The organism is Sphingobium soli (genome assembly GCF_020782245.1).
Taxonomy (GTDB): Bacteria; Pseudomonadota; Alphaproteobacteria; order Sphingomonadales; family Sphingomonadaceae; genus Sphingobium; species Sphingobium soli.
Genome location: NZ_JAJGNP010000028.1, coordinates 1 through 24,096, shown reverse-complemented (window position 1 = coordinate 24,096; position 24,096 = coordinate 1). Strand labels below are relative to the sequence as shown.

The window sequence follows — 24,096 nt, the reverse complement described above, 5'->3', positions numbered from 1 at the left end:
TCCGCATCGGCGTCAGCATCCGCATCTGCATCAGCGTCTGCATCCGCATCTGCATCAGCGTCTGCATCCGCGTCAGCGTCAGCGTCAGCGTCAGCATCGGCATCAGCGTCCGCATCGGCGTCCGCATCAGCGTCAGCATCAGCGTCTGCGTCGGCATCAGCGTCGGCATCCGCATCCGCGTCAGCGTCTGCGTCGGCATCAGCATCGGCGTCTGCATCAGCATCGGCATCAGCGTCGGCATCCGCATCGGCGTCGGCATCAGCGTCAGCATCGGCGTCAGCATCGGCGTCAGCATCTGCATCAGCGTCCGCATCCGCGTCTGCATCTGCATCTGCGTCGGCGTCTGCATCCGCATCGCCATCATCTGGCTCGTCGCCCCCCCCCGCTGGTTGCGGCCGCGACGCCGGCGAGGCCCACGCCGCCCAAGATGGCGGGCAGGACCAGCGAAGATCCCGCTGCGCCGGCCGATCCGGCTGCGCCGATCAGTTCGTCAAGGTCGTTCAAGAGGGAGAAGCGCGGAAAACGGCTGCTGGATTGGGCTAGCCACTGGGTGCCATCGGCTTCGCGCAGGATCAGATTATTGTCGCGGCCATCAAAGTGTTCGTAGAAATCGGCTACGCGGATGACCTGACCATCGGCCAATCGGACAAGTAAATCCTTCTCGGACTTTTCCAGTGCGACGACAGCATCGCGGCTCATGTCCAGGCGAACGATGCTCGCGCTATCCAGATCGATCGAATCCAGGGCGCTTTGCTCGACTGCCCCAGTAGCTTTATCGATAATGTCGGCCGCCATATCTGATCCCTCGTCCATCCTCCTGCATCTGCCAGCGACAAAATGTCGGGCAGATACGGCGCCTCGATTACTCGGCGCGCGATTATGCAGTGATAGAAGCGGCTTTTATCGTCGCGCGCTTCAAGGATTCCGGTTTCGGAGTCGATACTCAGGGCTTCAAGTTGAACCGCCCCTAAAGCCTGGGCGGGCTTTTCAAGCGATCGCCGCCCGATATGGCCGGATCACTTTCCGGCTTGGGTTCACGCGCTCACGGCGATCATCTCGCCAAAGGGTGGCCTCCGCGACATGTCGTGCTCCAGGGTAATGCGACATGCCGGGCCGATCTGGACGACCATGACCGACACCGGTCATGTCAACCGCATACCCGATGGTCAAATCACCCTTCTAACCGCGCGGTAAGCTACGTAGCCCAATCCCAGGGCGGCTGCCCCGAGCATGCCTGCCCGGTGGCGATCGGTGAAGAATTCGACGCTGCGACGACGTGAACTGCTGTCAAATCGACCATGGGCTGCATAGTTGCCGGGCACCGGGTCGAACAAATTTGCTGGTGGATTCTCGGGCAGCGGGTCGTCGGTCAGCTGCCCGGAATAACCAGCCTTGGCGAGGTAGCGATCGATCAGGCCCGGTGCGATGCGATTGCCCAGAATCGCCTTTACTGTGGAAAAGCCCAGCCATATTTCACGCCGCTTGTGCGTGGCCGCGAAGAAGATCGCCCGTGCGGGCACTTCAGGTTCGAATATTGGCGCCACCGGTCGCGCCTTCTTGCCCATCTTGTTGAGCGCCCAATCAAACTGCGGTGTATTGACCGCGGGCAAGTCAACTGTGGTGAGATGCACGTCGATCTTGTCATGGATGATTTCGGACCGCAGCGAATCGGTGAAACCGCGAATTGCCGCCTTAGCGCCGCAATAGACCGACTGAAGCGGGACAGACCGATAAGCCAGTGCAGAGCCGACGTTGACGATCGTGCCTTGGCGGTTCCGCATCCGCCTCAAGGCGCTCATCATGCCATGCACCTGCCCCAGATAAGTGACCCTCGTGCCACGCTCGACCTCTTCAGGCGTCAGCTTCGCGACCGGTGCGAAGACCGTCGCCATCGCGACGTTGACCCAGATATCGATCGGCCCCAGTTCGCGCTCGGTCTGGTCGGCTGCGGCCTCGACCGCTGCGGCATCGGCGACGTCGGTGGGTATCGGCAGGGCGCGCACACCATGGCGGCGCAGGTCTGCGGCTGCGCGTTCAAGCCGATGGGGATCGCGCGAAAGCAGAGCAACGTCATAGCCTTCGCTCGCGAATTTCTCGGCGGTGGCGCGGCCTACGCCGGCTCCGGCTCCGGTAATAACAACAACTTTGCTCATGCCGCACTCCTTATCGATCAAGATTGGGAACAGCATTGGATCGGTTGGGTTCCAGTTTGGCAGACGAGCTTCACCATGAAAGCGGTTCGGTCGATGGCTGAGAACACCCACTATGACGTGATCGTGATCGGCAGCGGTCCCGGCGGCGCAGCACTCGCCCAGCGCCTCGCCCCTACCGGCAAGCATATCCTGATCCTGGAGCGCGGCGATTATCTTCCTCGTGAGGAGGCAAATTGGAATGCACGGGCCGTGTTCGTCGAAGGACGTTACCAAGCCGACGAGCATTGGGTGAACAAGGATGGCGACACCTTCGTGCCGCAACTCCACTACAATGTCGGCGGCAATTCGAAGGTCTATGGTGCCGCGCTGTTCCGGCTGCGTGAACGAGACTTTGACGAAGTAGAGCATGCCGGTGGTGTTTCACCTGCATGGCCACTGTCATACACGGATTTCGCCCCCTGGTATGACGAGGCTGAGGCGCTGTTCCATGTTCACGGCCGCCGCGGCGAGGGTCCGCTCGATCCCGGCACTACCGCTTACCCTTTCGTGCCGGTCCGGCACGAGCCCAAGGTACAGGCGCTGTCCGACAAGCTGACCGGCATCGGCCTCAACCCCTTCCACCTGCCACTCGGCATCCTGCTCGACCAGAAGGAGGACGGGTTCGCCACGCCCACCAGCCTTTGCATGCGGTGCTCCTACTTCGACGGCTTCCCGTGCCTGCTCAACGGCAAAGCGGATGCGCAGGTGATGTGCGTCGATCCGATGCTGCGCGACTATCCGAACGTGACGTTGCTGACGAGCGCCTATGTCGAGCGTCTGGAAACTGACGCAAGCGGTAGTCGGGTCGAGTCCGTGGTGGTCGAGAGCAACGGGCGGGAGGAGCGCTATAGCGCGAATATCGTCGTCGTCGCCTGCGGCTCGCTTTCCTCCGCGCTTCTGCTGCTGCGGTCCGCGAACGACCGCCATCCCAATGGCCTGGCGAATGGCTCCGATCAGGTCGGCCGCAATTACATGCGCCACGAGATGTCAATCGTCATGGCCGTCATGCGTCACGTGAACGAGACGGTGTTCCAGAAGACGCTCGCCCTCAGCGACTTCTACTTCGACAGCGGCGATCCGGACTATCCGCACCCACTCGGCCTGATCCAGATGTGCGCGACCAGCCACGCCGACCAGATCAAGGGCGAAGCACCGCTCGCCAGCGTGATGCAGCACCTGCCCGACATGCCGTTTGAGGAAATCGCGCGGCACTCGATGGACTTCTGGCTGCAGACCGAAGACCTCCCGCTTCCGGAAAACCGGGTCTATTACCAGGATGGAAAGGTCCATCTCGACCTCACTGAAACCAACGAGAAATCGCTTGATCGCTTGAAAGCGAAACTAAAGCAGGTCCTGTCTGAGATCGGCTGGCCAGCGATGCTCATCGAGCGCTCGCTTTATCTCGGCAAGGACATTCCGCTGTCGGGAACTGCGCACCAGGCGGGCACCTGCCGCTTCGGCACCGATCCCGCGACCTCGGTCCTCAATCTCGATTGCCGCGCGCATGAAGTCGACAATCTCTACGTCACCGACGCCAGTTTCTTTCCGTCGATTGGTGCCGTGAACCCCACGCTGACGATCATCGCCAACGCCTTGCGTGTCGCCAGCATCATAGAGGAACGGCTGTGAGTACCGCCGCCATCGCCGCGCTTATCGTGCGTTATGGCATCGTCATGCTGTTTCTGCCGTTTAGTGCGTTGGATAAGATCTTCTCGTTCGATCATGCGGTGCGCCAAGCGCAGCAGATGTTCTCGCCGCGCCCGCTGGCGATCACGATGCTGATGATCGGCCTGTCCATCGAGATTGTCTGTTCCGGCGCGATCGTGCTTGGCATTGCCGACCGTGCGGCGGCCTTCGTCGTTGCGGGCTACTGCGCCCTGACTGCGATCCTCTACAAGCAATTCTGGAAGCCGGGCGACTTTTTCGCTGATCCGGAGGGTAAGGGGCGCACTCTATTCTGGGATTTCCTCAAGAACCTGTCGCTCGGCGCCGGCTTCCTGCTCCTCATCATCGGCACCGATGGTTCCGGGCTCCAACCCTTTCTCGACGCGCCGTTCGCCTCCAGTCATCCTTACGGGAGATAACCTCATGTCCGATGCCGGCCCCAAGCCGTCCGTTCCCTATCAGCACCTCTACACCGACAAGGACGGTGTCAGCCGTTTTCGCGAATGTGCGCTGACCGACTACGAGCTGAAGGGCGTGGGCAACGCCGATCCGCAGTGGAACGACAAGATGGAGCGCGGTGAGGCGACGGTAGTGTTCACCGTCCAACCGGTGGGCTGGGTCGGTGACTGGCATGAAAACCCGGCCCCGCAATGGATTGTGGTCCTGTCGGGCCGCTGGTGGATCGAAGCGATGGACGGCACCCGCATTGAGCAGGGGCCAGGCGAATTCTCCTTCGGTGGCGACCAGAATTGCGTCGAGAAGGACGGTCAGAAGGGGCATAGATCGGGCACGATCGGCGATGAGCCGTGCCGCCTGATGACGGTGCAGCTCCATCGCGATCCGGGCGGCCCCTGCCAGTTCACGTGACCTTCGCGCGGATCGCGGCGTTCCGCCTGGTGACGCAGCAGCCCAAGGCTTTGCTCGGCTTCTACGCTGCGATGGGTTTCACTGTTCAGCCATCGCAGCCGATCGCGCAGGACGAGCTGGCAATGCTCGGCATTGGCGGCTCGGGCACGCGCTGGCCGATGCGGCTGGGCGCAGCGGTCCTCGACCTCGACTGCTACGACGTCGCGGGCCGGCCCTACCCCACTGGGGCAGATGCCGCCTCGATCTGCTTCCAGCATCTGGCGCTCGTCACCGATGACGCCCGGGCCGCTTGGGCGCGGGCGGCAGCCGCCGGAGCGACGCCGGTCAGCCGTGGCGGACCGGTGACGCTGCCGCCGTCATCGGGCGGTGTCACGGCGATCAAGTTCCGCGATCCGGAAGGGCATCCGCTGGAACTGCTTTGCTTCCCCGATACGGCCGATACGCACTGGCGCGGCAGCGGGATGCTGGGTGTGGACCATAGCGCTATCGTCGTCCGTAACCTCGCCGCAAGCAAGGCCTTTTATCTCGCTCATGGTCTGACGGCTGGCACGACGACGCTCAACCAGGATGCTGCGCAGGCGGTCCTGGACGATTTGGAAGATCCCATCGCGGACGTCGTGGCGATGATGCCGCAATTCGGCCGCTCGCACGTGGAGCTGCTGCACTATCGTCAGCCTGAACACCCTGCATCCGCTCCGTATTCGGTCAACGACGTGGCAGCGACCCGTATCGTCTGGCGTGGCAACAACGCAGCGCTGTTGCGCGACCCCGACGGACATTTTCATCAGGTGGGCGGCTGACTATGCCGCGCCGCGCTGCACGACGGGACGCGACAGGAACAGGGCGCTGTTGACCACGCCCAGATGGGTCAGGGCCTGGGGCATGTTGCCGATCAGTCGCCTGGTCGGCACATGGAATTCCTCGCTCAACAAGCCAACGTCATTGCTGAGGCCGATCACCCGATCGAGCATGTTCGCCGCTTCCTCACGCCGCCCTTGCATCGCCATGCAGTCTGCCAGCCAGCAGGAACAGGCGAGAAATGCGCCCTCGTCATGACCATCGCCCCGTGCGGCCTTTCGCCGTACGAGCCCGCCTTCCATAAGCTCCCGCTCAACCGCCGCGATCGTGCTGACGATCCGGGGATCGTCTGCGGGTAGAAACCCGACGAGCGGTAGCAGCAGCAAGGACGCATCCAGCGCTTCGCCATCATATCGCTGCACGAAATGCCCACGGCTTGTGGAGAAGCCGCGTTCGCATACCGTCTGGTGAATATGCGCGCGAAGCCCCCGCATTCGCCCGATCAGTCCATCGGGTGCGGCCGCGCGCATGACATTGCTTTCGACAAAATGGTTGATGCCGACCCATGCCATCGCCTGTGAATAGGTATAGCAGCCAGGATCATCGCGGCTTTCCCATATGTCTGCGCCCGGTTTGTCCCACGCGCCTTCGAGATATTCGATGAGCGCGATTTCCACTGCTATGTCCCGCGATGTCCGTTCCACTCCGGCCCGTTCGCCGACATGGAAGCTGTCGATCAGTTCGCCATAGACATCCAACTGCGTCTGGTTCGACGCGGCATTGCCGACCAGGACCGGGCGGGCGCCGTCGTGACCGGACAACCATGTCGCTTCATATTCCGCCAACCGCCGACCACCATCGATCCGGTACATGATGCGCATGTCGGCAGGATCACCCGCGATGGCTCGCAGGATCCAGTCGCGCCAGCGCACCGCCTCTTCGCCAAAGCCGGCGTTCAGCAGTGCGGTCAGCGTGAAGGTTGCGTCGCGCAGCCAGCAATATCGATAGTCCCAGTTCATCGAGCCGCCAGGCACCTCCGGCAATCCCATTGTCGGCGCCGCGACCAGGCCGCCTGTCCGCCGGTCGATCAATGCCTTGAGCGTCAGCAGCGAACGCTTGAGCGGCGCGCCCCAGCGCCTGGGCACGTCAAAGCGATCAATCCAATCGCGCCATGCCTTGTCAGTCTGCCGCAACAGCCGGGCGGCGTCGGGCTTCTTGGGCAAATCGGCGAACGAAGGCGCATAGGAAAGTGCGAAGACCAGTTTTTTCCCTGTCTTGACGGAAAATGTGGCATGCGCTCCCCCGTTTTCAACTTCCGTCTGACAAGGGGCATGCAGGACCAGCTGATGCGGTCCTGCATCCGCGCAGAGTCCGCCGTCGAACGGTCGCATCCATGGCGGCACCCGCCCATAATCAAATCGCGGCCTCAGCAGGCTCCCCATTTCGACCCTGCCGGACAAGCCCTCGACAATGCGCACGACCGTCGGTTCGCCATCATGCCACGGCATGAAGTCGGTGACGCGAACCCTGCCACCCTCGGTCGTGTGATCGGTCTCCAGGATCAGCGTGTCGCCGCGATAGCGTCTTTCAACTGCGGTTACATACCCTGTCGGTGCGATCTGCCAGCAGCCATTGGCTTGATCGCCCAGCATTGCCGCGAAGCACGCGTCGCTGTCGAAGCTGGGCAGGCAGAGGAAATCGATGGACCCGTTAACGGCGACCATGGCTGCCGTGCGTCCATCGCCAATGAGGGCATAGTCAGAGATTGGTGACGCCAAAGGTCAGGCTTTCAGGTCAATGGCGAGCACGCGCGTGCTCGCCGCGATGAACAGGCGGCGGTGATCGCTACCGCCAAAGCACAAGTTGGACACCGTCGCATCGAGCGGGATGTGACCGAGCGGTTCTCCTGCTTCTGAATAGATATGGACGCCGTCGCCGGCACTCGCCCATAGCCAGCCGCGCTGGTCGACTTTGAAGCCATCCGGATAGCCTTTATCGGTGCGACAGAAGCGTGTGGGCGCCCCCCATTTTCCCTCATGATCGGCGCAAAGGCGAAATACCTCGCGCCTTGACCCCGCCTTGAAGCCGGGTACTTCGCCCAAGGACACAGACGTGTCGGACACGTAGAGGACCCCACCTTCCGGCGAAAGCGCAACGCCGTTCGGCTGCTCGAAATCGGCTACGCGCGCGAGCGCAGACGTCTCAGGGTCGAAGCGATAGACGCTGCGATGATCGAGGGCCGGTCGGGCGAGCGCCCCCTGGCTGGGCATCGCAATGCCGAAGATGGGATCGGTAAACCAGATCGCCCCATCGGGCGCCACAGCCACATCATTGGGCGAATTGAGGCGCTTGCCCTCGAAATGGGTGACGATGGGTACGGGTACGCCGGATATGTCGGCATCTGATCGGCTGATGCAGCGGCGACCATGTTCGCAATGCCATACCGAACCGTCTCCGGCGATGGCGTTGCCATTCATGAACCAGGTTGGTTCAAGGACAGTCTCAACACGGCCATCATCCTCATACCAGGCGTTCAGGCGTCTGTTGGGCACATCGGAGAACAGAAGGCGCCGGTGCGAGGCTTGCCATACCGGCCCCTCGACATGAATTGCGCCCTCATGCAGGACCAGCATGGGAGCCTCTGACGATATCTGATACGCAAGCGTTGAATCAAGAATCTGGACGCCTTCGAAACTTTCATCCTGCGCGATGCCGCCGGGGCGCCGCAGCAGGCGTCCAGGCAGCAGATCGGGAGCGTGTCCGTCACTATATGGTTGATCCACGCAATCCTCCTTCTGCATCAGAACCATCCGCAGGCCTCTTCGTGCCATGGCTGGGCGATCACATGGGCTCGGTCCGTTTCAGGGTTCAATAGGGAGATTCAGGGAATCCCTTCCGCTCGGAATGACGGACGAGCCGATCGCGCGTTGCCGCATGCGTCCCGGGTGTCCGGCGAGCACAGCATGGGTAATTGGCATGTGTGGATAGGACTTTGCTCCTCAACGGGTTGCGCCCCGCGCCGCGAAATGTAACAAAACATTGCAGGGGGCGCCGCAAAACGAGACTGTTCCATGGCGCAAGATGACGACACAGTTCACTATGATGGGCCTTCCGGCGGATTTGGTTCGCTAAAAGGGGTCGCGCGCATCTTCGGCAAGGAGTGGGCGACGCCGATGGCGCTCGAAACATTGGCGCGGCAGAACAAGCCGGGCGGGTTCATGTGCGTTTCGTGCGCCTGGACCAAGCCCGAGCATCCCCATCCCGCCGAATTCTGCGAGAATGGCGCCAAGGCCACGCTGTGGGAGCTGACCACGCGAACATGCACGCCTGCTTTCTTCGAACAGCACAGCGTCACGGAACTTCGCCGATGGAGCGATTATGATCTCGAGCAGGCCGGCCGCCTCACGCACCCGATGCGCTACGACCGTGCCACCGATCATTATGTCTCCGTCAGTTGGGACGAGGCTTTTTCCGCGATAGGCGCTGAACTTCGTTCGCTGGACCCGAAATCGACCGTCTTCTACGCTTCCGGTCGCGCCAGTCTCGAAACATCCTATCTATATGCGCTCTTTGCCCGCCTGTACGGGCACAACAACCTGCCAGACAGTTCGAATATGTGTCACGAGACGACGTCTGTCGGGCTGAAGAAGGTGACGGGTTCGCCAGTCGGGACGTGCCAGCTCAAGGATTTCGACCTGTGCGATGCCATCTTCTTCTTCGGGCAGAATACGGGCACGAACAGTCCGCGCTTTCTACACACGCTCAAGTCCGCTGTAGAGCGCGGCTGCAAGATCGTGACCTTCAACCCCGTGCGGGAAAAAGGGCTGCTGGAATTTGTCGACCCGCAAAACCCCGTGCAGATGGTTACCCAAAAGCCGACGCAGATATCGTCTCTTTACTATCAGGTGAAGCCAGGGGGCGACATCGCCGCCATCATGGGAATGATCAAGCATGTCCTGGCCGTCGAGGATCGTCTCATGGCCGAGCAGCAACGGCATGTGATCGACCACGACTTCATTGAACAGCATACCCAGGGTTTTGAAGCGCTCGTGGAAAAGGTGCGGGCCACCGGCTGGGATGAAATTGAGCAGGAATCCGGCCTTAGTCGGGCCGACTTGGAGATAGCCGGACAGATATATTGCGACGCCGAAAAGGTCATTGGCATCTACGGTATGGGCGTCACCCAGCATGTCCACGGATCGCAGACGATCGGCATGCTGGTTAACCTGCTGTTGCTGCGCGGCAATATTGGGGTCGATGGCGCGGGAATATCGCCGGTTCGCGGGCATTCGAACGTCCAGGGGCAGCGCACGGTCGGCATCTCCGAAAAACCGGAGCTTGTGCCATATGACCGCCTCAGAGCCATTTTCGACTTCGAGCCGCCATCCGAAACAGGCGTCAACACGGTTGAAGCTTGCGAGGGCATGATCGACGGCAGCATAAAGGCATTCGTCGGGCTTGGCGGGAATTTCGTGCGCGCCATCCCGGAACGGGATAAGATGGAGGCGGCATGGACCAAAATGCGGCTTACCGTCCAGATCGCGACGAAGCTCAACCGCAGCCACCTCGTCAATGGAGAAATTGCCTATCTGCTTCCTTGCCTGGGCCGAACCGAGGAGGATATGCAGGCAAGCGGTCCCCAGGTCGTGACGATGGAGGATTCCTTGTCGATGATCCATGGATCTGTAGGGAAGCGCAAGCCCGCCAGTGAGCATCTGCTGTCGGAACTCGCGATCGTCGCAGGCATGGCCAAGGCCACGCTCCCGCCCAGACCGTCTGCTAAATGGGACGAGTGGGTCGCCGACTATTCCAAAGTCCGGGCCTTGATCGAGGCAACCTATCCGGAGAAGTTCAAGGATTTCGAAGCCCGTAAATTTACGCCGGGCGGCTTTTTCAAGGGCAATGCAGCCCGCGAACGGATATGGAAGACGCAGAGCGGTAAGGCGGAATTCACGACGCCCACCACGCTGACGAGCATGGGCGTGCCCGACAAGCCGGGGCGCTATCGCCTGATCACGATGCGATCCAATGATCAGTTCAATACGACCATTTATGGCTATTCGGACCGCCTTCGCGGCATTGAGGGCACGCGGGACGTCTTGTTGATGAGCCCTCGCGAAATCCTTGCTGCGGGACTGAGCGAGGGGCAGATAGTCGGACTGGCAAGCGATGCGGATGACGGAGTTGAACGGCGTGTGGATGGCTTGACCGTGACGCCGTTCGACCTGCCCGACGGCTGCGTGGGCGCCTATTATCCGGAGATGAACCCGCTCATCCCGCTTTGGTATCACGACAAGCTGTCCAAGACGCCCGCTGCCAAGGGCGTCCCGGTGCGGATCGTCGTCGCTGACGACGCACCCTGACCAGCATGTCGGCAAGTGGCGGATTGCTCCGGTGGGGGCGGATGGCGTCCTTGGCGGCCCTTCTGCTTTTGCTTGGCGGTTGCGGGGCGCTGGACCTCGGGGTCATGAACCACGCAGGTCCGGTGGCGGCCGACCAGTGGCGTCTTTACAAGATCGTTGCGGTGGTTTTGATCTTCGTGGCTGGCCCGGTGCTGCTGCTCGTGCCGCTGATTGCCTATCACTACCGCCTGGACAATAAGGATGACGCCTATCGGCCCAACTGGGGCTTCTCCTGGTCGTTAGAGGCGTTGATCTGGCTACCGCCCATTGCGATCGTTGCAGGTCTTGGCGTGCTGCTCTGTGACGCCACGCACCAGCTTGACCCCTACCGGGCGCTGCCCTCCAAACAGCCGCCGCTAGAGGTTCAGGTGGTGGCGCTCGACTGGAAGTGGCTTTTCATCTACCCGGACGATGGCATCGCGACCGTCAATCAGCTGGCCGTGCCAGTCGGACGCCCTGTGCATCTCAGTCTGACGAGCGGAACAGTCATGCAGTCCCTGCTCATTCCCCAGCTTGCCGGGCAGATCTATGCGATGGCGGGGATGCGCACGCAACTCAACTTTGCCGCGGACAGACCGGGCGTCTATCGCGGCCTCAATACCCAGTTTAATGGTGCCGGCTTTCAGCATCAGAAGTTTTCCGTCGTCGCCATGCCGGACCGTGAGTATCGACACTGGCTGACACTTCGGGCCGCCGATGGGCAGCCGTTTGACGACAATGTTTTGAAAAGCCTCATGCAAAAATCGGTGGCGCAACGTCCCCTTTTCTTCTCCAAAGTGCCGCCTGGCCTGTTCGAACATATGATGATGGCAAATATGCAGAAGGAAGAGGCTATCCGATGACGGATCCGGTGTGGCCTATGCTGTTGGGGCGGTTCACCTGGGATTCGCTGCCTTTCGTGCGGGCTTGGCACAATCCGACGACAAACGAACTGATCGCGGCTGCGGCGGGCGGAATTGTCGTGGTCAGCGGCATCGCGGTTCTTGTCCTCATCACTGTGTTGCGGCGATGGCGCTGGTTGTGGACGGAGTGGCTCACCAGCCTGGATCATAAGAAGATCGGCATTCTCTACATAGTGATCGCGTTGGTCATGCTGGCGCGCGCGCTGGTGGAAGCGAATCTCATGCGCTTGCAGCAAGCGGTCGCCGTCGGGAATCCGGGCTTCGTCGCGCCTGAACATTTTGCCGAGCTGTTCAGTACCCATGGGTCGATCATGATCTTCTTCATGGCGATGCCGTTTCTGACCGGTCTCATCAACTATCTGGTTCCGCTTCAGATTGGGGCCCGTGACGTCGCCTTTCCTGTATTGAACGCGATCAGTCTTTGGCTGACAGCTGCGGGGGCGGCCCTCATGATGGCCTCGCTGGTCATCGGTCGGTTTTCGACGGGGGGCTGGAGCGGGTATCCGCCCTTCACCGAAATCGGCTTCAATCCGGGCGTTGGCCCGGACTACTGGATCTGGGCCGTCACTCTGGGTTCGCTGGCATCGACGATGACGGGTATCAACATTGCCGTCACGATCTACAAGATGCGCTGCCCGGGAATGAAGCTGATGCGCATGCCGCTTTTCACCTGGACCAGCCTTTGCACCGCCATCCTTATGATCTTTGCGATGCCTCCCCTCACGGTCGCCACCGCGCTCCTGGCGTTGGACCGCTATTTGGGCTTTCATTTCTTCACGAATGCACTTGGCGGCAACATGATGCACTACGCCAATCTCTTTTGGATGTTTGGGCATCCTGAAGTCTATATCGTCATTCTGCCTGCCTTCGGCATCTACTCCGAAGTCGTCTCCACTTTTTCCAGCAAAGAGCTGTACGGCTATAAATCACTGGTAATTGCAACCATGGCTATCGCCGTGCTGTCCTTCACCGTCTGGCTCCACCATTTTTTCACCATGGGCCAAAGTGCCAGTATCAATGCGGCTTTCGGCATTGCCACCATGGCTATCGGGGTGCCGACCGGTGTAAAGATTTACAACTGGATCTGGACGATGTTCCGGGGCGAGGTGCGTTTCACGACCCCTATGATCTATGCGCTAGCCTTCATGATGACATTTGTTCTGGGCGGACTGACCGGGATCATTCTCGCTTTTCCTCCCCTCGATTATATCGTCCACAACACGCTGTTCCTGGTGGCGCACTTTCACAATATGCTGATACCCGGCACGCTTTACGGCCTGCTGGCAGCTTACACATTCTGGTTTCCCAAGGTGTTTGGATATCGGCTGGACGAACGTTGGGGCCGTATCTCATGCCTGTGCTGGATAGTTGGTTTCTACCTGGCGTTCATGCCGCTCTATGTGCTCGGCGCAAGCGGAATGGCGCGCCGTACCCAGGCCGTCATGGAGACGGCCTATCGGCCTTGGCTCTACATGGCCGAAGCTGGCGCACTGATCCTCTTGTGCGCCTTTGCCGCATTGATAGTACAGCTTTGGGTCAGCATCCGTCGCCGCGGCGCCAATGATGTTTTCGTGGGCGATCCATGGGATGGCCGCGCGCTGGAATGGTCCGTTTCCGCCCCACCGCCGGAATTCAACTTTGCTCGCCTTCCTCATGTGGATCAGGCGCACTGGTTTTACGACGCGAAGCGCAAATACGCGCCCTACGCCCCGCCGATTGCCTATCATGACATATGGATGCTCAGGAACAGCGCCGTGGCGCCCGTCATTGGTATCGCGAGCGGCGCTGCGACCTTCGGGCTTGTCTGGCACATGTGGTGGCTGGCGATTTTCGGCCTGATTGTCATTTTCGCTGCGGTCGTCGCACGCAGCTTTGTGCGAGACACCCATCGCGTCATCCCTGCATCCGAAGTGGCGAGGATCGATGAAAGCTGGCGCGAGGCGACGGCCAGGGCGCAGCCGGTCCCGCGGGAAATCGAAACCAGCCCCGCCAATCAAGGCCTGGCCCTGGTGCGATCATGAGCGCCAGCGAAACCAAACATGCCGGCCTGAACCTTGGCGGAACGGACGCCAAGACCCATGCGGAAGCCGAACATGCCATATTCGGTTTCTGGATCTTCCTGATGAGCGACGCTGTGATCTTCGCTCTGCTGTTCGCTACCTATGGCGTCATGCTGCCTGCCACGGCGGGAGGACCAACGCCAACGAGTGTGTTCAAAATTGGGCCGACATTCGCGGAAACGCTGCTGCTCCTGACCAGCAGCCTGACATATGGCATGGCCTCGGTAGCGATGAAGCATGGTTCGCCTTTAGGCGGAATTCATCGCTGGCTGGCGGTCACTCTTCTGCTGGGCCTGATCTTCCTCGCCTTTGAATGGCACGATTTTTCTGACATGTTCGCGCAAGGAGCCTACCCGACACGAAGCGGCTTTCTATCGGCTTTTTTCGGACTGGTTCCGCTTCACGGCCTGCACGTCATCGCCGGCATTGTTTGGATTCTGGTGATGATGGTGCAATTACGCGTCTTCGGACTCGACGCGCGGGTCAAGATCAACCTTCTTCGGTTGGGACTTTTCTGGCATTTTCTTGACATCGTGTGGATCGCGATATTTTCCACAGTCTACTTGCCGGGTCTCCTGCCATGAACGGGAACGATGAAAGGCGGGCGGAAGTCCGCTCCTACCTTGTGGGATATGCAGGGGCCATCGTGATGACGGGCGTCGCCTTCGCCATCGTGCAATGGCCGATTGCTTCGCCAAAACTTACCTTCGCGGCGGTGCTGACGCTGGCCTTTACGCAGATCGTGCTCCAATTTCGCTGTTTTCTGCACATCAGCCTCAGACGATCTGCGCGGGACGATCTTCAACTCATCCTGTTTTCGACTCTTGTTGTTGCGCTGATGGTGGGTGGCACCCTGGTGATCCTCCTGAACCTTCGCGAGCGGATGATGTGATGCGAAGGGGGATCAGCCCGCGCCGTCTTGCTTTTTGACCAATGCGCCAAACTAGAGGCCGCTAAAGGCGTTCTGCATGCCAGCGCAGATGGTCGGCCATAAAGGTCGAGATGAAATAATAGCTATGGTCATAACCCGGCTGCAAATGCAGGGTCAGGTCGATTCCCACTGCTTCGCAAGCTGCCGCCAACAGGTGTGGCTTGAGTTGATCGTTCAGGAAATTGTCCGCACTCCCTTGATCCACCAGCAGCGCGCCGCATCGCGCGCCATCCTCGATCATCGCCACCGCATCATGCTTGCGCCACGCTGCCCTGTCGTCTCCCAGATACCCGTCAAGCGCCTTCTGTCCCCAGGGCACCTGTGATGGCGCGACAATCGGTGCGAAAGCGGAAATGGCCTTGAACCGATCGGGATAGGCAAGGCCGATCGTCAGCGCGCCATGGCCGCCCATGCTGTGGCCCATGATGGATTGCCGGTCCCGATCGACGGGAAAATGGTCCGCGACAATATCGGGTAGTTCCTGCGTCACATAGGACCACATCCTGTAATGCCGGCTGTAAGGCTCCTGCGTCGCATCGACATAAAAGCCCGCGCCCAGGCCGAAATCATAAGCCCCATCAGGATCGTCCGCCACGCCTTCGCCCCGGGGGCTGGTATCGGGTGCGACGAAGATCAGGCCAAGTTCCGAACATAGCCGACGATATTCGCCTTTTTCCGTGACATTGGCATGCGTGCAGGTGAGGCCCGACAGATACCAGACGACGGGCAGCGTAGCGCCTTCCTCATGCGGGGGCACGAAGACCGAAAACATCATGTCCGTACCAGTGGCTGACGACGCGTGCCTGTACACGCCCTGCACCCCGCCAAAGCTTTGGTTGGTGGAGACGGTTTCGATGGTCATGATTTGTCGCTCCGGAACGATAAGCCTTGGAAAAGAGGTCAGGTCCAGGCCAGGGCGCCGCACCGATGGTCAGGCGCTCCTGCCCTTCCCGACCCTGTCGGATCAGAAGACCACGACCGATCGGATGCTTTCGCCCGCGTGCATCAGATCGAACCCCTTGTTGATGTCTTCCAGCGTCAGGACATGGGTGATCATCGGATCAATTTCGATTTTGCCGTTCATGTACCAGTCCACGATCTTGGGCACGTCCGTGCGCCCCTTGGCACCACCAAAGGCGCTACCCTGCCAAACCCGGCCAGTCACGAGCTGGAATGGACGGGTGGAAATCTCCTTGCCTGCTTCCGCCACGCCAATCACCGTGGAAACGCCCCAACCGCGATGACATGCCTCCAGCGCCTGGCGCATGACTTCGGTATTGCCGGTGCAATCGAACGTGTAATCCGCCCCACCATCTGTCAGCGCAACCAGGTCGGCGACCACATCCGCGGTGCTTTTGCCTGCCGGATTGTAGAAATGGGTCATGCCAAAGCGTTTGCCCCATTCGGCCTTGTCCGCGTTGATATCGACCCCGATGATCCGGTCCGCCCCGACCAAGCGGGCGGCTTGCAGGACATTGAGGCCGATCCCGCCCAAACCGAAAACGATCACGTTCGAACCGGGCGTGACCTTGGCGCTGTTGATGACAGCGCCCACTCCGGTCGTAACGCCGCAACCGATATAGCAACTCTTGTCGAAGGGCGCGTCCTCGCGAATTTTCGCGACCGCGATTTCGGGGAGCACGGTAAAGTTGGAGAAGGTGGAACAACCCATATAATGAAAGATCGGCTGGCCCTTGTAGGAAAAGCGGGTCGTGCCATCAGGCATCAACCCCTTCCCCTGGGTCGCCCGGATCGCGGTGCACAGGTTGGTCTTGCCCGACAGGCAGCTTTTGCACTGGCGACATTCGGGCGTGTAAAGCGGGATGACATGGTCGCCAGGCTTGACGCTGGTGACGCCCGGGCCGATGTCCCGGACGACGCCCGCGCCTTCATGACCCAGGATCGACGGGAAAATGCCCTCACTGTCAAAGCCGTCCAGCGTGTAGGCGTCTGTATGGCAAATGCCCGTCGCCATAATCTCGACCAGAACCTCACCGGCTTTCGGTCCTTCCAGATCGACCTCGACGATTTCCAGCGGGGTCTTGGCGGCAAAGGCTACGGCTGCTCTCGTCTTCATGCTCAACTCCTGGATTTCGGTTTGGGTGAGGACCGGCATGGCGACCCTCGGCCTCATTCACATGTTGGAGTCCTGTTATCAATATCCCGCCGATGCGATAAGGCCTTGGGCAGGAAATTCATCATGCCGCATATGGGATAATAGCATGTCATGCTGGGACGGGATCGACGAATTTGTCGCAGTCGCGACCGCCGGCTCTTTCATTGGTGGAGCGAGGGCATTGGGCGTGTCTACATCGCATATCAGCCGGGCCATACAGGATATGGAACAACGACTGGAGACTCAGCTTTTCCACCGCACCACCCGCGTCGTCCGACTGAGCGACACCGGCCGGTCGCTGCTCGACCATTGCCGGCAGCTGATCGCAGACCGGGAGGACATGCTGGCGCTTATCCACGAGGAAAGCGAACCCCAAGGGGAGCTGAAGCTCACCTGCTCCACGGCCATGGGCGAACGGTTTCTCGCCCCCATCATGCGCCGCTTCGCCATGCGGCATCCCCGGTTGAGCGTCACCCTGGATTTGACCAACCGGGTCGTCGATCTGATCGTGGAGGGATATGATCTTGCGATCCGCACGGGCGCGCTGACGGACACGCGCCTGATCGGCACGAAGATCGGCGATCGGTCTTTTCTGACATGCGCGGCCCCGGCCTATCTCGACGACCGCGCGCTTGCGCCCACATGCGTCGAGGACCTCGACCGTCATGACTGTGTCGCCGGGACAAGCCCGACATGGCATTTCAAGGTCGATGGCAAGGCGCTGCTATACCGGCCCCAGGCTCGTTTTCGCTGCAATAGCGGCCTGGCGGTGGTGGATGCGTGCCTGGCGGGCATGGGTATCTGCCAGCTTCCGGAATTTTATGTCCTGCCGCATATTCGGAGCGGTCAGTTGAGGCTCGTCCTGCCCGACCTTCGGCCGGACGAAGAACCGATTTGGGCCGTCTATCCCCGGCGCCGGCATTTGATGCCAAAAATTCGCGCTGCTATCGACCATATCCGAGATCAGATGTCGGCGGAGATGCGCTGCATCTAGGCGTGATTGCAGGCGTTCAATGCGATTGCCTATGGGCAAGACATTATCTGGAAAAACGGGATTTAGCGTAGCGCATCGCTTACCCTGCCTATATGTGGACTGGTGATCCCATATGGAGGACGATGACCGTGGTTCCTGCGCTGCGCATAGCGGCTGATGACGATGTCGCCGTGCTGACCAGTGCCATAGCTCCGGGAGAAACGGTGTTGGGCGTGACCGTGCTTCATCCGGTTCCGGCCGGCCACAAGCTGGCGCTGCGCGACCTTGCAGCTGGTGAACCGGTTCGCAAATATGGGCAGGTGATTGGCCAGGCATCGCAATTTATCCCGGCGGGCGCGCATGTCCATTCCCACAATTTGACGGTAGGGGGCCGTCCACACACGCCATCATCTTCGCTCGCAGCCACCATCGCTGCTCCTGTTGCGCGCCCTAGCCCCGACAAAACGGCGTTCGAAGGGTATCGGCGCGCCGATGGCCAGGTTGGGACGCGCAACGTCATCGGCATCATCGCAAGCGTCAATTGCGCCGCAACGGCAGTGCGTCGGATCGCGCGCAGATTCGAGCAGGACCTTCCCGGCTCCATCGACGGCGTCGCCCCCTTTACGCACAGCAGCGGCTGCGGCATGGCCAATTCCGGGGATGGCTTCGCAGTCCTGGAACGGACTTTGGCCGGCTATGCACGACACCCGAATTTCGGCGGTGTGCTGATGTTGGGGCTGGGATGCGAAGTTGCGCAAATCGACGCGTTGCTGGACCGTCACGGCCTGAATATCGGCCCGCGCCTGCGCACGCTGACGATCCAGAACGCCGGCGGCACGGCGGCGGCGATCGATCAAGGCACCACCATCGTCCAGGAACTGATTGAGGAGGCTGCTGCCGATCACCGACAGACCTGCCCGGTGTCCGACCTTGTCCTTGGCCTCCAATGCGGGGGATCGGACGGCTGGTCGGGCGTGACCGCGAACCCGGCGCTTGGCGTTGCGACCGACCTGCTGATCGCAGCCGGCGGTTCGGCCTATCTGTCGGAAACCCCGGAAATTTACGGGGCAGAGCATCTCTTGATGGCTCGGGCCGCTGATCCGACCGTCGCCCGCGCACTTCAAGACAGGATTGCCTGGTGGGAAAGCTATGCCGCTCGCAACGGCGCCAGCCTCGACAATAATCCATCACCCGGCAACAAGGCGGGCGGGCTAACGACCATTTTCGAAAAGTCGTTGGGCGCGATCGCCAAGGCGGGCAGTTCGCCGCTGGTCGACATACTGCTCTATGGGGAGCCGCGGCGTACGCATGGCCTGAGTTTCATGGACTCGCCAGGCTATGACCCCTGTTCGGCGACCGGCCAGATCGCGTCAGGCGCCAATGTCCTTGCATTCACGACCGGGCGCGGGTCGGTGTTCGGGTCACAGCCGGCGCCTTGTCTGAAACTGGCCTCCAATGCCGCGCTCGCCAAAAAGATGACGGACGACATCGACATGGATTGTTCGCCTGTTCTCGACGGCATGTCGCTCGAGGACGCAGGTGCGTTGATTTACGACCGCATCCTCTCCACCGCGTCCGGCGCACCGACCCGGTCGGAAATAATCGGCGTCGGCGACTTCGAATTCGTGCCCTGGCAACTGGGGGCGTGGATGTAATTGCATATCGCGACGCGATGATAGGGACTGGCTTTGGCGCCGCTCGCTGCCATCCCGCTATCGATAATGGCCCATCGTGACCTTGAGGACCTGGGGCCGATCCGTAAGGTTCAGGCCATAGTCGGTCTGGTCGCCATTCCATATCCGCGTCATTTTCCATGTCCCTTGTTCGAACTGGCCTTCCTCGACACGCAGCATGATGCCGTTAGGCGGAGAGTCGGGCGCGGGTTCGAACGTGACACGCGCATGATCGCCGACCAGCAGAAATTCGTCGGCGGCTAATTGGATCAGGGCAAAACCGCCAACCGGCTCAGCGGCGGCAGCCGGCGGTTCGGCCGCGAACATTTTCCATTCCTTCATACCGAACTGCCACTGGCCCCATTCTCCAGTGATTTTCCAGTTGCCCATGATGGTAGACACGGGCGATCCGTCATCGGGCTTGGCGCTACCCCAGGTGGGATGGGCATAGGAAAGACGTGCCCAGTCCCGCATGATTGACCCTATCATTGCATAGGGCAGCGCGAATGCGCCGATCACCTTTTCGTCCAGCGCCTTGGCGCCCAGCGGGTAATTGAAATAGCCGCTGCGATCCATGCCGAAAGGCGCAAAGCCGATCGCCCCTCGCCCGATCGCCTCATAAAAATACCGCGCGAACAGAAGGGAATTGCCGATTTCCGGCACCATCAGCGCATTGTCAGGCCGCGCATATTTATCGAGATATTGGACGACGTGGGCGCTTTTGCCGTCATAGATGTCCGGTGCCTGAAAATCGATGGATGGGGCAGCGGCTTTCCAAATGTCGAGCACGTCCTGCTGCGGCCCGCCGCTGGCAACGCCGGCGGGGTCGGGGACGTTTGACGGCCCTGCCAATGATGCATTGACATACATGGGAAGTGGCTTCACCGCTTTTCCTGCTCGCGCGATGGCCTCGACATAGGCTGCAACATACCATGTGTTGAATGCCCGGTCTGCCTGGTCTCCAAAAGCCTGCGCCCACGTGCCCTGCTTACCCGTTGCACGCGACAAGGGTCCCGGAATTGAATGGGCGAACAGACGATCGCCTTCCGGGCCATAGTCCCGCGGGACACGATAGCTGCCGGTTTCATTTTCAACCTGCACCATGATGACGCTGTTCTGCGCATCGTGATCGCGCAGATATTCCATGAGCTTGACGAAAGCCTTTCGGTCGGCCGCCAGCGTCTGCCCGCCATGGGGGCTCAGCACATCATGGTCTTTGCCCTCTTTCGTCTTCATGCGCGGAAAACGCTTGCTGTCTAACTTCACCCAGTCTGGGGTATAGCTGTAGCCCGTGTTTTTCCAGGTTCCGAACCAGAGTAATATCGACCGCTTATCATGCTCCTTTGCCTGCTTCAGTAGCGTCTCGAGATAGGAAAAGTCGAACCGCCCTTCGACAGGCTCGACCTGTTGCCATGCAACCGGAATCTCCAGCGTATTGGCGTGGATTTCTTCCAGCACCGGCCAGACGGTATCCAGCATGGCAGGATAGTTGACGGCGTTATTGGCTTGAGCACCCAGTATCAGAAATGGCGCATCATCGACCATCAGGGCATGCCTGCCGTCCCGGTGTTCCAGCCGCGGTACTGAGGTCGCTCCATCCGCTGGCTGTGCAGCCGCAGCGCAGAAAATGAGGAGCACCATGACGGCAGGGCCAAATGCACGATGCATCACTCTGTCCCTCTGCGGCTTATCCGGTGTAGTGATCAACATGGTTTCAAATGTGATCAACGCTTCAGCACTATAGCCTGTTTTTTAGTTCTGGGGCGTCTGCGTGGCGTACAGTGCGTGGTGTGTGAGGATGTAGAGCGTCCTGCCATCCTTGCCCCCAAAGACCAGTTGCAACGGGCGTTCGGGCACGTCGATCCGGCCAATCTCCTTGCCGTCCGGTGCGTAGACGAAAACCTGTCCATTGGCGACATAGACGCGCCCCTGCGCATCGGTCGCCACCCCTTCCCCGCCACGGTTCGCAAAGGGCTTGAGATCGGTCAGCGTGCCCCCGGCCCCCACTAGCCCGCTATAGGTGCGGTTCTCTGATCCATTGGTGACGAACACCCTCTCCCCCGGGCGCGCCTGAACGAAGCCATAGGTGTCGAGCGCATCGGAAAAGCGCCGACCGCGATGGTCCGTTGGTCCTTGTGAGAAAACCCGCCATGCGGGAAGCGCGACGGACCCATCGGGCGAGACATATTGCTGCGTCTTGGGCTTGGCCATGTCGCGCGCGAACATCTCTTCCAGGGTGGTGAAACGATAAGTGGCGGGATCAATCTGATCGCGAAATTCGCCATTGTTCCACCAATTGACGGGCATGGTGACAATCGCGTCCTTGCCCCGCGAGACAGGCGTCGGAGCGATGACGGTCATCTGCGTGTCTGGCGTGCCGGGCTTGAAGCTGTAGACTGTGCCATTTCGCCCTTGCGACGAGAGCACGAGCAGATTGCCGGATTTGTCGATCGTCAGATTGACTGGATCGAGCGCGGCGTCGCGGATGATCTCTAACCGCCCCGCGTCGGACCAGCGCCAGATGCGCTGAAACTGCCGATCGATGAAGTACAGCCTGCCCTCGGCATCGACCGCGCCGCCGCCGATCGAATGAAAGTCATCGGCCAGTTTCTCGACCGCAGCGCCAAAGCGGGACGGCTCGGCGGCAGCAGGCGCATCCGTCACATCCAGCACGGCAAATTCGCGCTCCCGCACGTCGATACCGTGGGTCACGTCCTGAATCGCGTTGGAATAGGGAAATTTGGTAACGCGCAGGAATGTGGCGCAGCCATTCTCGTCACAGGTGCCAAGGCCGCTCTCGCCGTTCACATGCACATTGCGAAAACGAATGTCGCGAACATTATACAAGGTAACGGCCGCCGGCGCAGCCTTGCGCGTGCGGGTGACGCGATAGCCGTGAAAATTGGCGACAAGGATATTGTCGGAATCGCGGATTTCCAACGCGGTGGCGTCACCACTTTCGCCCCCCTCGCCTTCGGTCTGCGGGGCCAGCAATTCCCAGTTGGACACCCGATTCAGCGTGATTTCGCTGCGAACATGATGTTCGACAGACGCCTGGATGATGCGTCCGGGTGTTTTCGTGTCGGAAATCAGAATGCCAGGATGCGCGAAGGTGCTGGGGCTCCAGATATTGGCGAAGGTGCCGCCGCCTCCCTGCGTCACCCACAGGCTGGCATATTGCCCATCCCAGCGCCGCGTCGCATCGGGATCGCCCGTCGCGTTGTTGTTATAGGGGTTGACGCGCGTGCCATCGAACAGGTTGGTGCCATGCCCGCCCTGGAATTTGACATCATTGACCATCGACTTCTCGCCGGCCTTCCACAGCAGGGCGGTCGCCCGCTGATTGGCGCCATTGCTGTTGATGCCGATGCCCTGGACGATGGCATCGCCGCCCTGCGCGCTTTCGATGACAGCCTTGGGCGCGCCGACGCCCTGGAACCCCGGCGATCCGTCCGGCAGAACGATCTGCGTCAGACTGGGGTGCAGGCCGACCAGCACCGTATTGGGGCGCAGGCGCAATGTATCACTGACGCGATAGAAGCCGGCTGGCAGGTAGACGACGCGATGCGTGTCGATCGCCCTTTGCAATGCGGCGGTGTCATCCGTCCGGTCATCCCCCTTGGCGCCCAGCGCGCGCACGCTGACCCAGTCCTTGACCGGGGGCAGCGCGCGGATCGCGGCGTCGGCCGCTTCTGGCAGGGCGGCGAGCGCTACCGCCTTCATGGCCGTTTCATAGCTGCCCATGCGCCCGGCGGCCGGCAGCGTCAGTCCGTAGGTGAAACTGTCGACCTTGTAGGTCGCGCCGGACCCCTGTTGCGTTCGGCCGCTTTCGCGGAAACGGGCAAACACCGGCATGTTGGCCGCCACGACATTCTGGAAGCCGACCTGGGTGTAGACATTATTTTCGTTGGAAATGATGACCCCGGCCCTGGAGACATTTTCAAAGCGCATGTCCTGGCCCCACAGCCAATCGCCATAGCCTTCGTCGATTTCAATGCCGACCGGCGTGTCGCGGATCGACACGTTCACCATGGTCAGCCCTGCTTCATGCTCGCGAATGGCGGCATCACGTTGGCCTTCAAAGCTAGAATCGACCAGAGCGAAGGGCCAGGCTGGAGAGGTCTTTTCTGCCAATATGCCATAGCGGCCGCCATAAAAATGCAGGTCTTCCGCTTCATTGGCGACATCATAGAGGCCGGCGAGGCCCGATCCGATGTGGAAATCGACATGGGAGACGAAACTATGCTGTGCCGAATGGAAACGGATCGCGGTCGCGGCCGGATTGCCGTCCAATATGCGGAAATCGATATTGGCAAGCGCTGAATAGAAAGTGCCGGGGTTGGCGTCGGCAATATCCTTGTTGAACGGAACGCTTCCCGCTGGAGGGAAGGCTGCGGCTGGCGTGCCCTTGTCGGTCTGGCGCTGGCTGCCGGTAAACATGGGGGCGTTTGCGGGAGGGGGCGGAATCCTACGCCAAGCTCGCCCAGATAGCCGGCGCGAGATCTTACTTGTTGCTG

General features: G+C 60.6%; 20 protein-coding genes. 11 read left to right on the top strand and 9 right to left on the bottom strand.

The features are described from left to right. From LL253_RS19135 to LL253_RS19125, 3 genes are all read right to left on the bottom strand, one after another. The coding region (locus LL253_RS19135; protein WP_228228149.1) for a hypothetical protein at positions 1–349 on the bottom strand (349 nt) is incomplete at its 3' end. An 11-nt stretch (positions 350–360) separates the two neighbouring features. Then, positions 361–795: a BapA/Bap/LapF family prefix-like domain-containing protein gene (locus tag LL253_RS19130; RefSeq protein ID WP_228228148.1), complete on the bottom strand. Its 435-nt coding sequence runs from the start codon at positions 793–795 to the stop codon at positions 361–363. Positions 796–1,166: 371 nt separating this feature from the next. Next, positions 1,167–2,153: an SDR family oxidoreductase gene (locus LL253_RS19125; protein ID WP_228228147.1), complete on the bottom strand. Its 987-nt coding sequence runs from the start codon at positions 2,151–2,153 to the stop codon at positions 1,167–1,169. On the opposite strand from LL253_RS19125, the gene LL253_RS19120 reads away from it, so the two are divergent. The 4 genes from LL253_RS19120 to LL253_RS19105 are packed head-to-tail and all read left to right on the top strand — an operon-like array spanning position 2,043 to position 5,524. Beyond that, the gene (locus LL253_RS19120) at positions 2,043–3,821 is read left to right on the top strand and encodes a GMC family oxidoreductase (protein ID WP_323133428.1); all 1,779 of its coding nucleotides are present in this window, start codon (positions 2,043–2,045) and stop codon (positions 3,819–3,821) included. The genes LL253_RS19125 and LL253_RS19120 overlap by 111 nt on opposite strands. Continuing rightward, positions 3,818–4,276 (top strand): DoxX family protein, encoded by a 459-nt coding sequence (locus tag LL253_RS19115; RefSeq protein ID WP_228223154.1) that lies wholly within the window; start codon positions 3,818–3,820, stop codon positions 4,274–4,276. The genes LL253_RS19120 and LL253_RS19115 overlap by 4 nt, the downstream gene beginning before the upstream one ends. Before the next feature lie 4 nt (positions 4,277–4,280). Further along, positions 4,281–4,724 carry a cupin domain-containing protein gene (locus tag LL253_RS19110; protein ID WP_228228146.1) on the top strand — a complete coding sequence of 148 codons (444 nt, stop codon included), beginning with the start codon at positions 4,281–4,283 and terminating at the stop codon, positions 4,722–4,724. Continuing rightward, on the top strand, positions 4,721–5,524 hold the full coding sequence (locus tag LL253_RS19105) for a VOC family protein (RefSeq protein WP_228228145.1): 804 nt from the start codon (positions 4,721–4,723) through the stop codon (positions 5,522–5,524). The genes LL253_RS19110 and LL253_RS19105 overlap by 4 nt, the downstream gene beginning before the upstream one ends. On the opposite strand, the gene LL253_RS19100 is transcribed toward LL253_RS19105, so the two are convergent. Together LL253_RS19100 and LL253_RS19095 are read right to left on the bottom strand one after the other, a co-directional pair. After that, the gene (locus LL253_RS19100; protein WP_228228144.1) at positions 5,525–7,300 is read right to left on the bottom strand and encodes a glycoside hydrolase family 15 protein; all 1,776 of its coding nucleotides are present in this window, start codon (positions 7,298–7,300) and stop codon (positions 5,525–5,527) included. Positions 7,301–7,303: 3 nt separating this feature from the next. After that, the gene (locus tag LL253_RS19095) at positions 7,304–8,305 is read right to left on the bottom strand and encodes an SMP-30/gluconolactonase/LRE family protein (protein ID WP_228228143.1); all 1,002 of its coding nucleotides are present in this window, start codon (positions 8,303–8,305) and stop codon (positions 7,304–7,306) included. A 288-nt stretch (positions 8,306–8,593) separates the two neighbouring features. Between LL253_RS19095 and LL253_RS19090 the strand changes: the two genes are divergently transcribed. From LL253_RS19090 to LL253_RS19070, 5 genes are read left to right on the top strand one after another with little or no spacing between them, the layout of a single operon-like run. Then, a complete protein-coding gene (locus tag LL253_RS19090; protein WP_228228142.1) occupies positions 8,594–10,885 on the top strand; it encodes an FdhF/YdeP family oxidoreductase in 2,292 nt (763 codons plus the stop codon). Between the two features lie 41 nt (positions 10,886–10,926). Then, positions 10,927–11,766, top strand: a complete 840-nt coding sequence (locus LL253_RS19085; RefSeq protein ID WP_228228141.1) for a ubiquinol oxidase subunit II — start codon at positions 10,927–10,929, stop codon at positions 11,764–11,766. Then, positions 11,763–13,847: a cbb3-type cytochrome c oxidase subunit I gene (locus tag LL253_RS19080; protein WP_228228140.1), complete on the top strand. Its 2,085-nt coding sequence runs from the start codon at positions 11,763–11,765 to the stop codon at positions 13,845–13,847. Before LL253_RS19085 ends, LL253_RS19080 begins: the two co-directional genes overlap by 4 nt. Continuing rightward, on the top strand, positions 13,844–14,470 hold the full coding sequence (locus tag LL253_RS19075; RefSeq protein WP_009823602.1) for a cytochrome c oxidase subunit 3: 627 nt from the start codon (positions 13,844–13,846) through the stop codon (positions 14,468–14,470). The genes LL253_RS19080 and LL253_RS19075 overlap by 4 nt, the downstream gene beginning before the upstream one ends. Then, on the top strand, positions 14,467–14,778 hold the full coding sequence (locus tag LL253_RS19070) for a cytochrome o ubiquinol oxidase subunit IV (RefSeq protein ID WP_009823601.1): 312 nt from the start codon (positions 14,467–14,469) through the stop codon (positions 14,776–14,778). Before LL253_RS19075 ends, LL253_RS19070 begins: the two co-directional genes overlap by 4 nt. 61 nt (positions 14,779–14,839) lie before the next feature. Here the strand turns inward: LL253_RS19070 and fghA are convergent, their stop codons facing one another. Together fghA and LL253_RS19060 are read right to left on the bottom strand one after the other, a co-directional pair. Then, on the bottom strand, positions 14,840–15,673 hold the full coding sequence (gene fghA / locus LL253_RS19065) for an S-formylglutathione hydrolase (protein ID WP_228228151.1): 834 nt from the start codon (positions 15,671–15,673) through the stop codon (positions 14,840–14,842). 108 nt (positions 15,674–15,781) lie between these two features. Further along, a complete protein-coding gene (locus LL253_RS19060; RefSeq protein WP_228228139.1) occupies positions 15,782–16,894 on the bottom strand; it encodes an S-(hydroxymethyl)glutathione dehydrogenase/class III alcohol dehydrogenase in 1,113 nt (370 codons plus the stop codon). A gap of 145 nt (positions 16,895–17,039) precedes the next feature. Here LL253_RS19060 and LL253_RS19055 point away from each other — a divergent pair, with 145 nt between their 5' ends. Together LL253_RS19055 and LL253_RS19050 are read left to right on the top strand one after the other, a co-directional pair. Further along, positions 17,040–17,927 carry a LysR family transcriptional regulator gene (locus tag LL253_RS19055; RefSeq protein ID WP_037543828.1) on the top strand — a complete coding sequence of 296 codons (888 nt, stop codon included), beginning with the start codon at positions 17,040–17,042 and terminating at the stop codon, positions 17,925–17,927. A gap of 122 nt (positions 17,928–18,049) precedes the next feature. Next, entirely contained in the window at positions 18,050–19,561 is a 1,512-nt protein-coding gene (locus LL253_RS19050) for a UxaA family hydrolase (RefSeq protein WP_228228138.1), read from the top strand. 57 nt (positions 19,562–19,618) lie between these two features. Here LL253_RS19050 and LL253_RS19045 read toward each other — a convergent pair whose 3' ends face one another. After that, positions 19,619–21,220, bottom strand: coding sequence for a DUF5597 domain-containing protein (locus tag LL253_RS19045; RefSeq protein WP_228228150.1), 1,602 nt, complete (start codon positions 21,218–21,220; stop codon positions 19,619–19,621). A 111-nt stretch (positions 21,221–21,331) separates the two neighbouring features. Then, on the bottom strand, positions 21,332–24,019 hold the full coding sequence (locus LL253_RS19040) for a glycosyl hydrolase family 28-related protein (protein WP_228228137.1): 2,688 nt from the start codon (positions 24,017–24,019) through the stop codon (positions 21,332–21,334). Positions 24,020–24,096: the final 77 nt, after the last annotated feature.

Excerpts from the sequence above, each read along its gene's own strand:
- LL253_RS19130 (WP_228228148.1), bottom strand. The coding sequence starts at position 795 with ATGGCGGCCGACATTATCGATAAAGCTACTGGGGCAGTCGAGCAAAGC.
- LL253_RS19120 (WP_323133428.1), top strand. The coding sequence starts at position 2,043 with ATGGGGATCGCGCGAAAGCAGAGCAACGTCATAGCCTTCGCTCGCGAA.
- LL253_RS19125 (WP_228228147.1), bottom strand. The coding sequence starts at position 2,153 with ATGAGCAAAGTTGTTGTTATTACCGGAGCCGGAGCCGGCGTAGGCCGC.
- LL253_RS19110 (WP_228228146.1), top strand. The coding sequence starts at position 4,281 with ATGTCCGATGCCGGCCCCAAGCCGTCCGTTCCCTATCAGCACCTCTAC.
- LL253_RS19090 (WP_228228142.1), top strand. The coding sequence starts at position 8,594 with ATGGCGCAAGATGACGACACAGTTCACTATGATGGGCCTTCCGGCGGA.
- LL253_RS19085 (WP_228228141.1), top strand. The coding sequence starts at position 10,927 with ATGGCGTCCTTGGCGGCCCTTCTGCTTTTGCTTGGCGGTTGCGGGGCG.
- LL253_RS19080 (WP_228228140.1), top strand. The coding sequence starts at position 11,763 with ATGACGGATCCGGTGTGGCCTATGCTGTTGGGGCGGTTCACCTGGGAT.
- LL253_RS19075 (WP_009823602.1), top strand. The coding sequence starts at position 13,844 with ATGAGCGCCAGCGAAACCAAACATGCCGGCCTGAACCTTGGCGGAACG.
- LL253_RS19070 (WP_009823601.1), top strand. The coding sequence starts at position 14,467 with ATGAACGGGAACGATGAAAGGCGGGCGGAAGTCCGCTCCTACCTTGTG.
- LL253_RS19060 (WP_228228139.1), bottom strand. The coding sequence starts at position 16,894 with ATGAAGACGAGAGCAGCCGTAGCCTTTGCCGCCAAGACCCCGCTGGAA.
- LL253_RS19055 (WP_037543828.1), top strand. The coding sequence starts at position 17,040 with ATGTCATGCTGGGACGGGATCGACGAATTTGTCGCAGTCGCGACCGCC.
- LL253_RS19050 (WP_228228138.1), top strand. The coding sequence starts at position 18,050 with ATGACCGTGGTTCCTGCGCTGCGCATAGCGGCTGATGACGATGTCGCC.
- LL253_RS19045 (WP_228228150.1), bottom strand. The coding sequence starts at position 21,220 with ATGGTGCTCCTCATTTTCTGCGCTGCGGCTGCACAGCCAGCGGATGGA.
- LL253_RS19040 (WP_228228137.1), bottom strand. The coding sequence starts at position 24,019 with ATGTTTACCGGCAGCCAGCGCCAGACCGACAAGGGCACGCCAGCCGCA.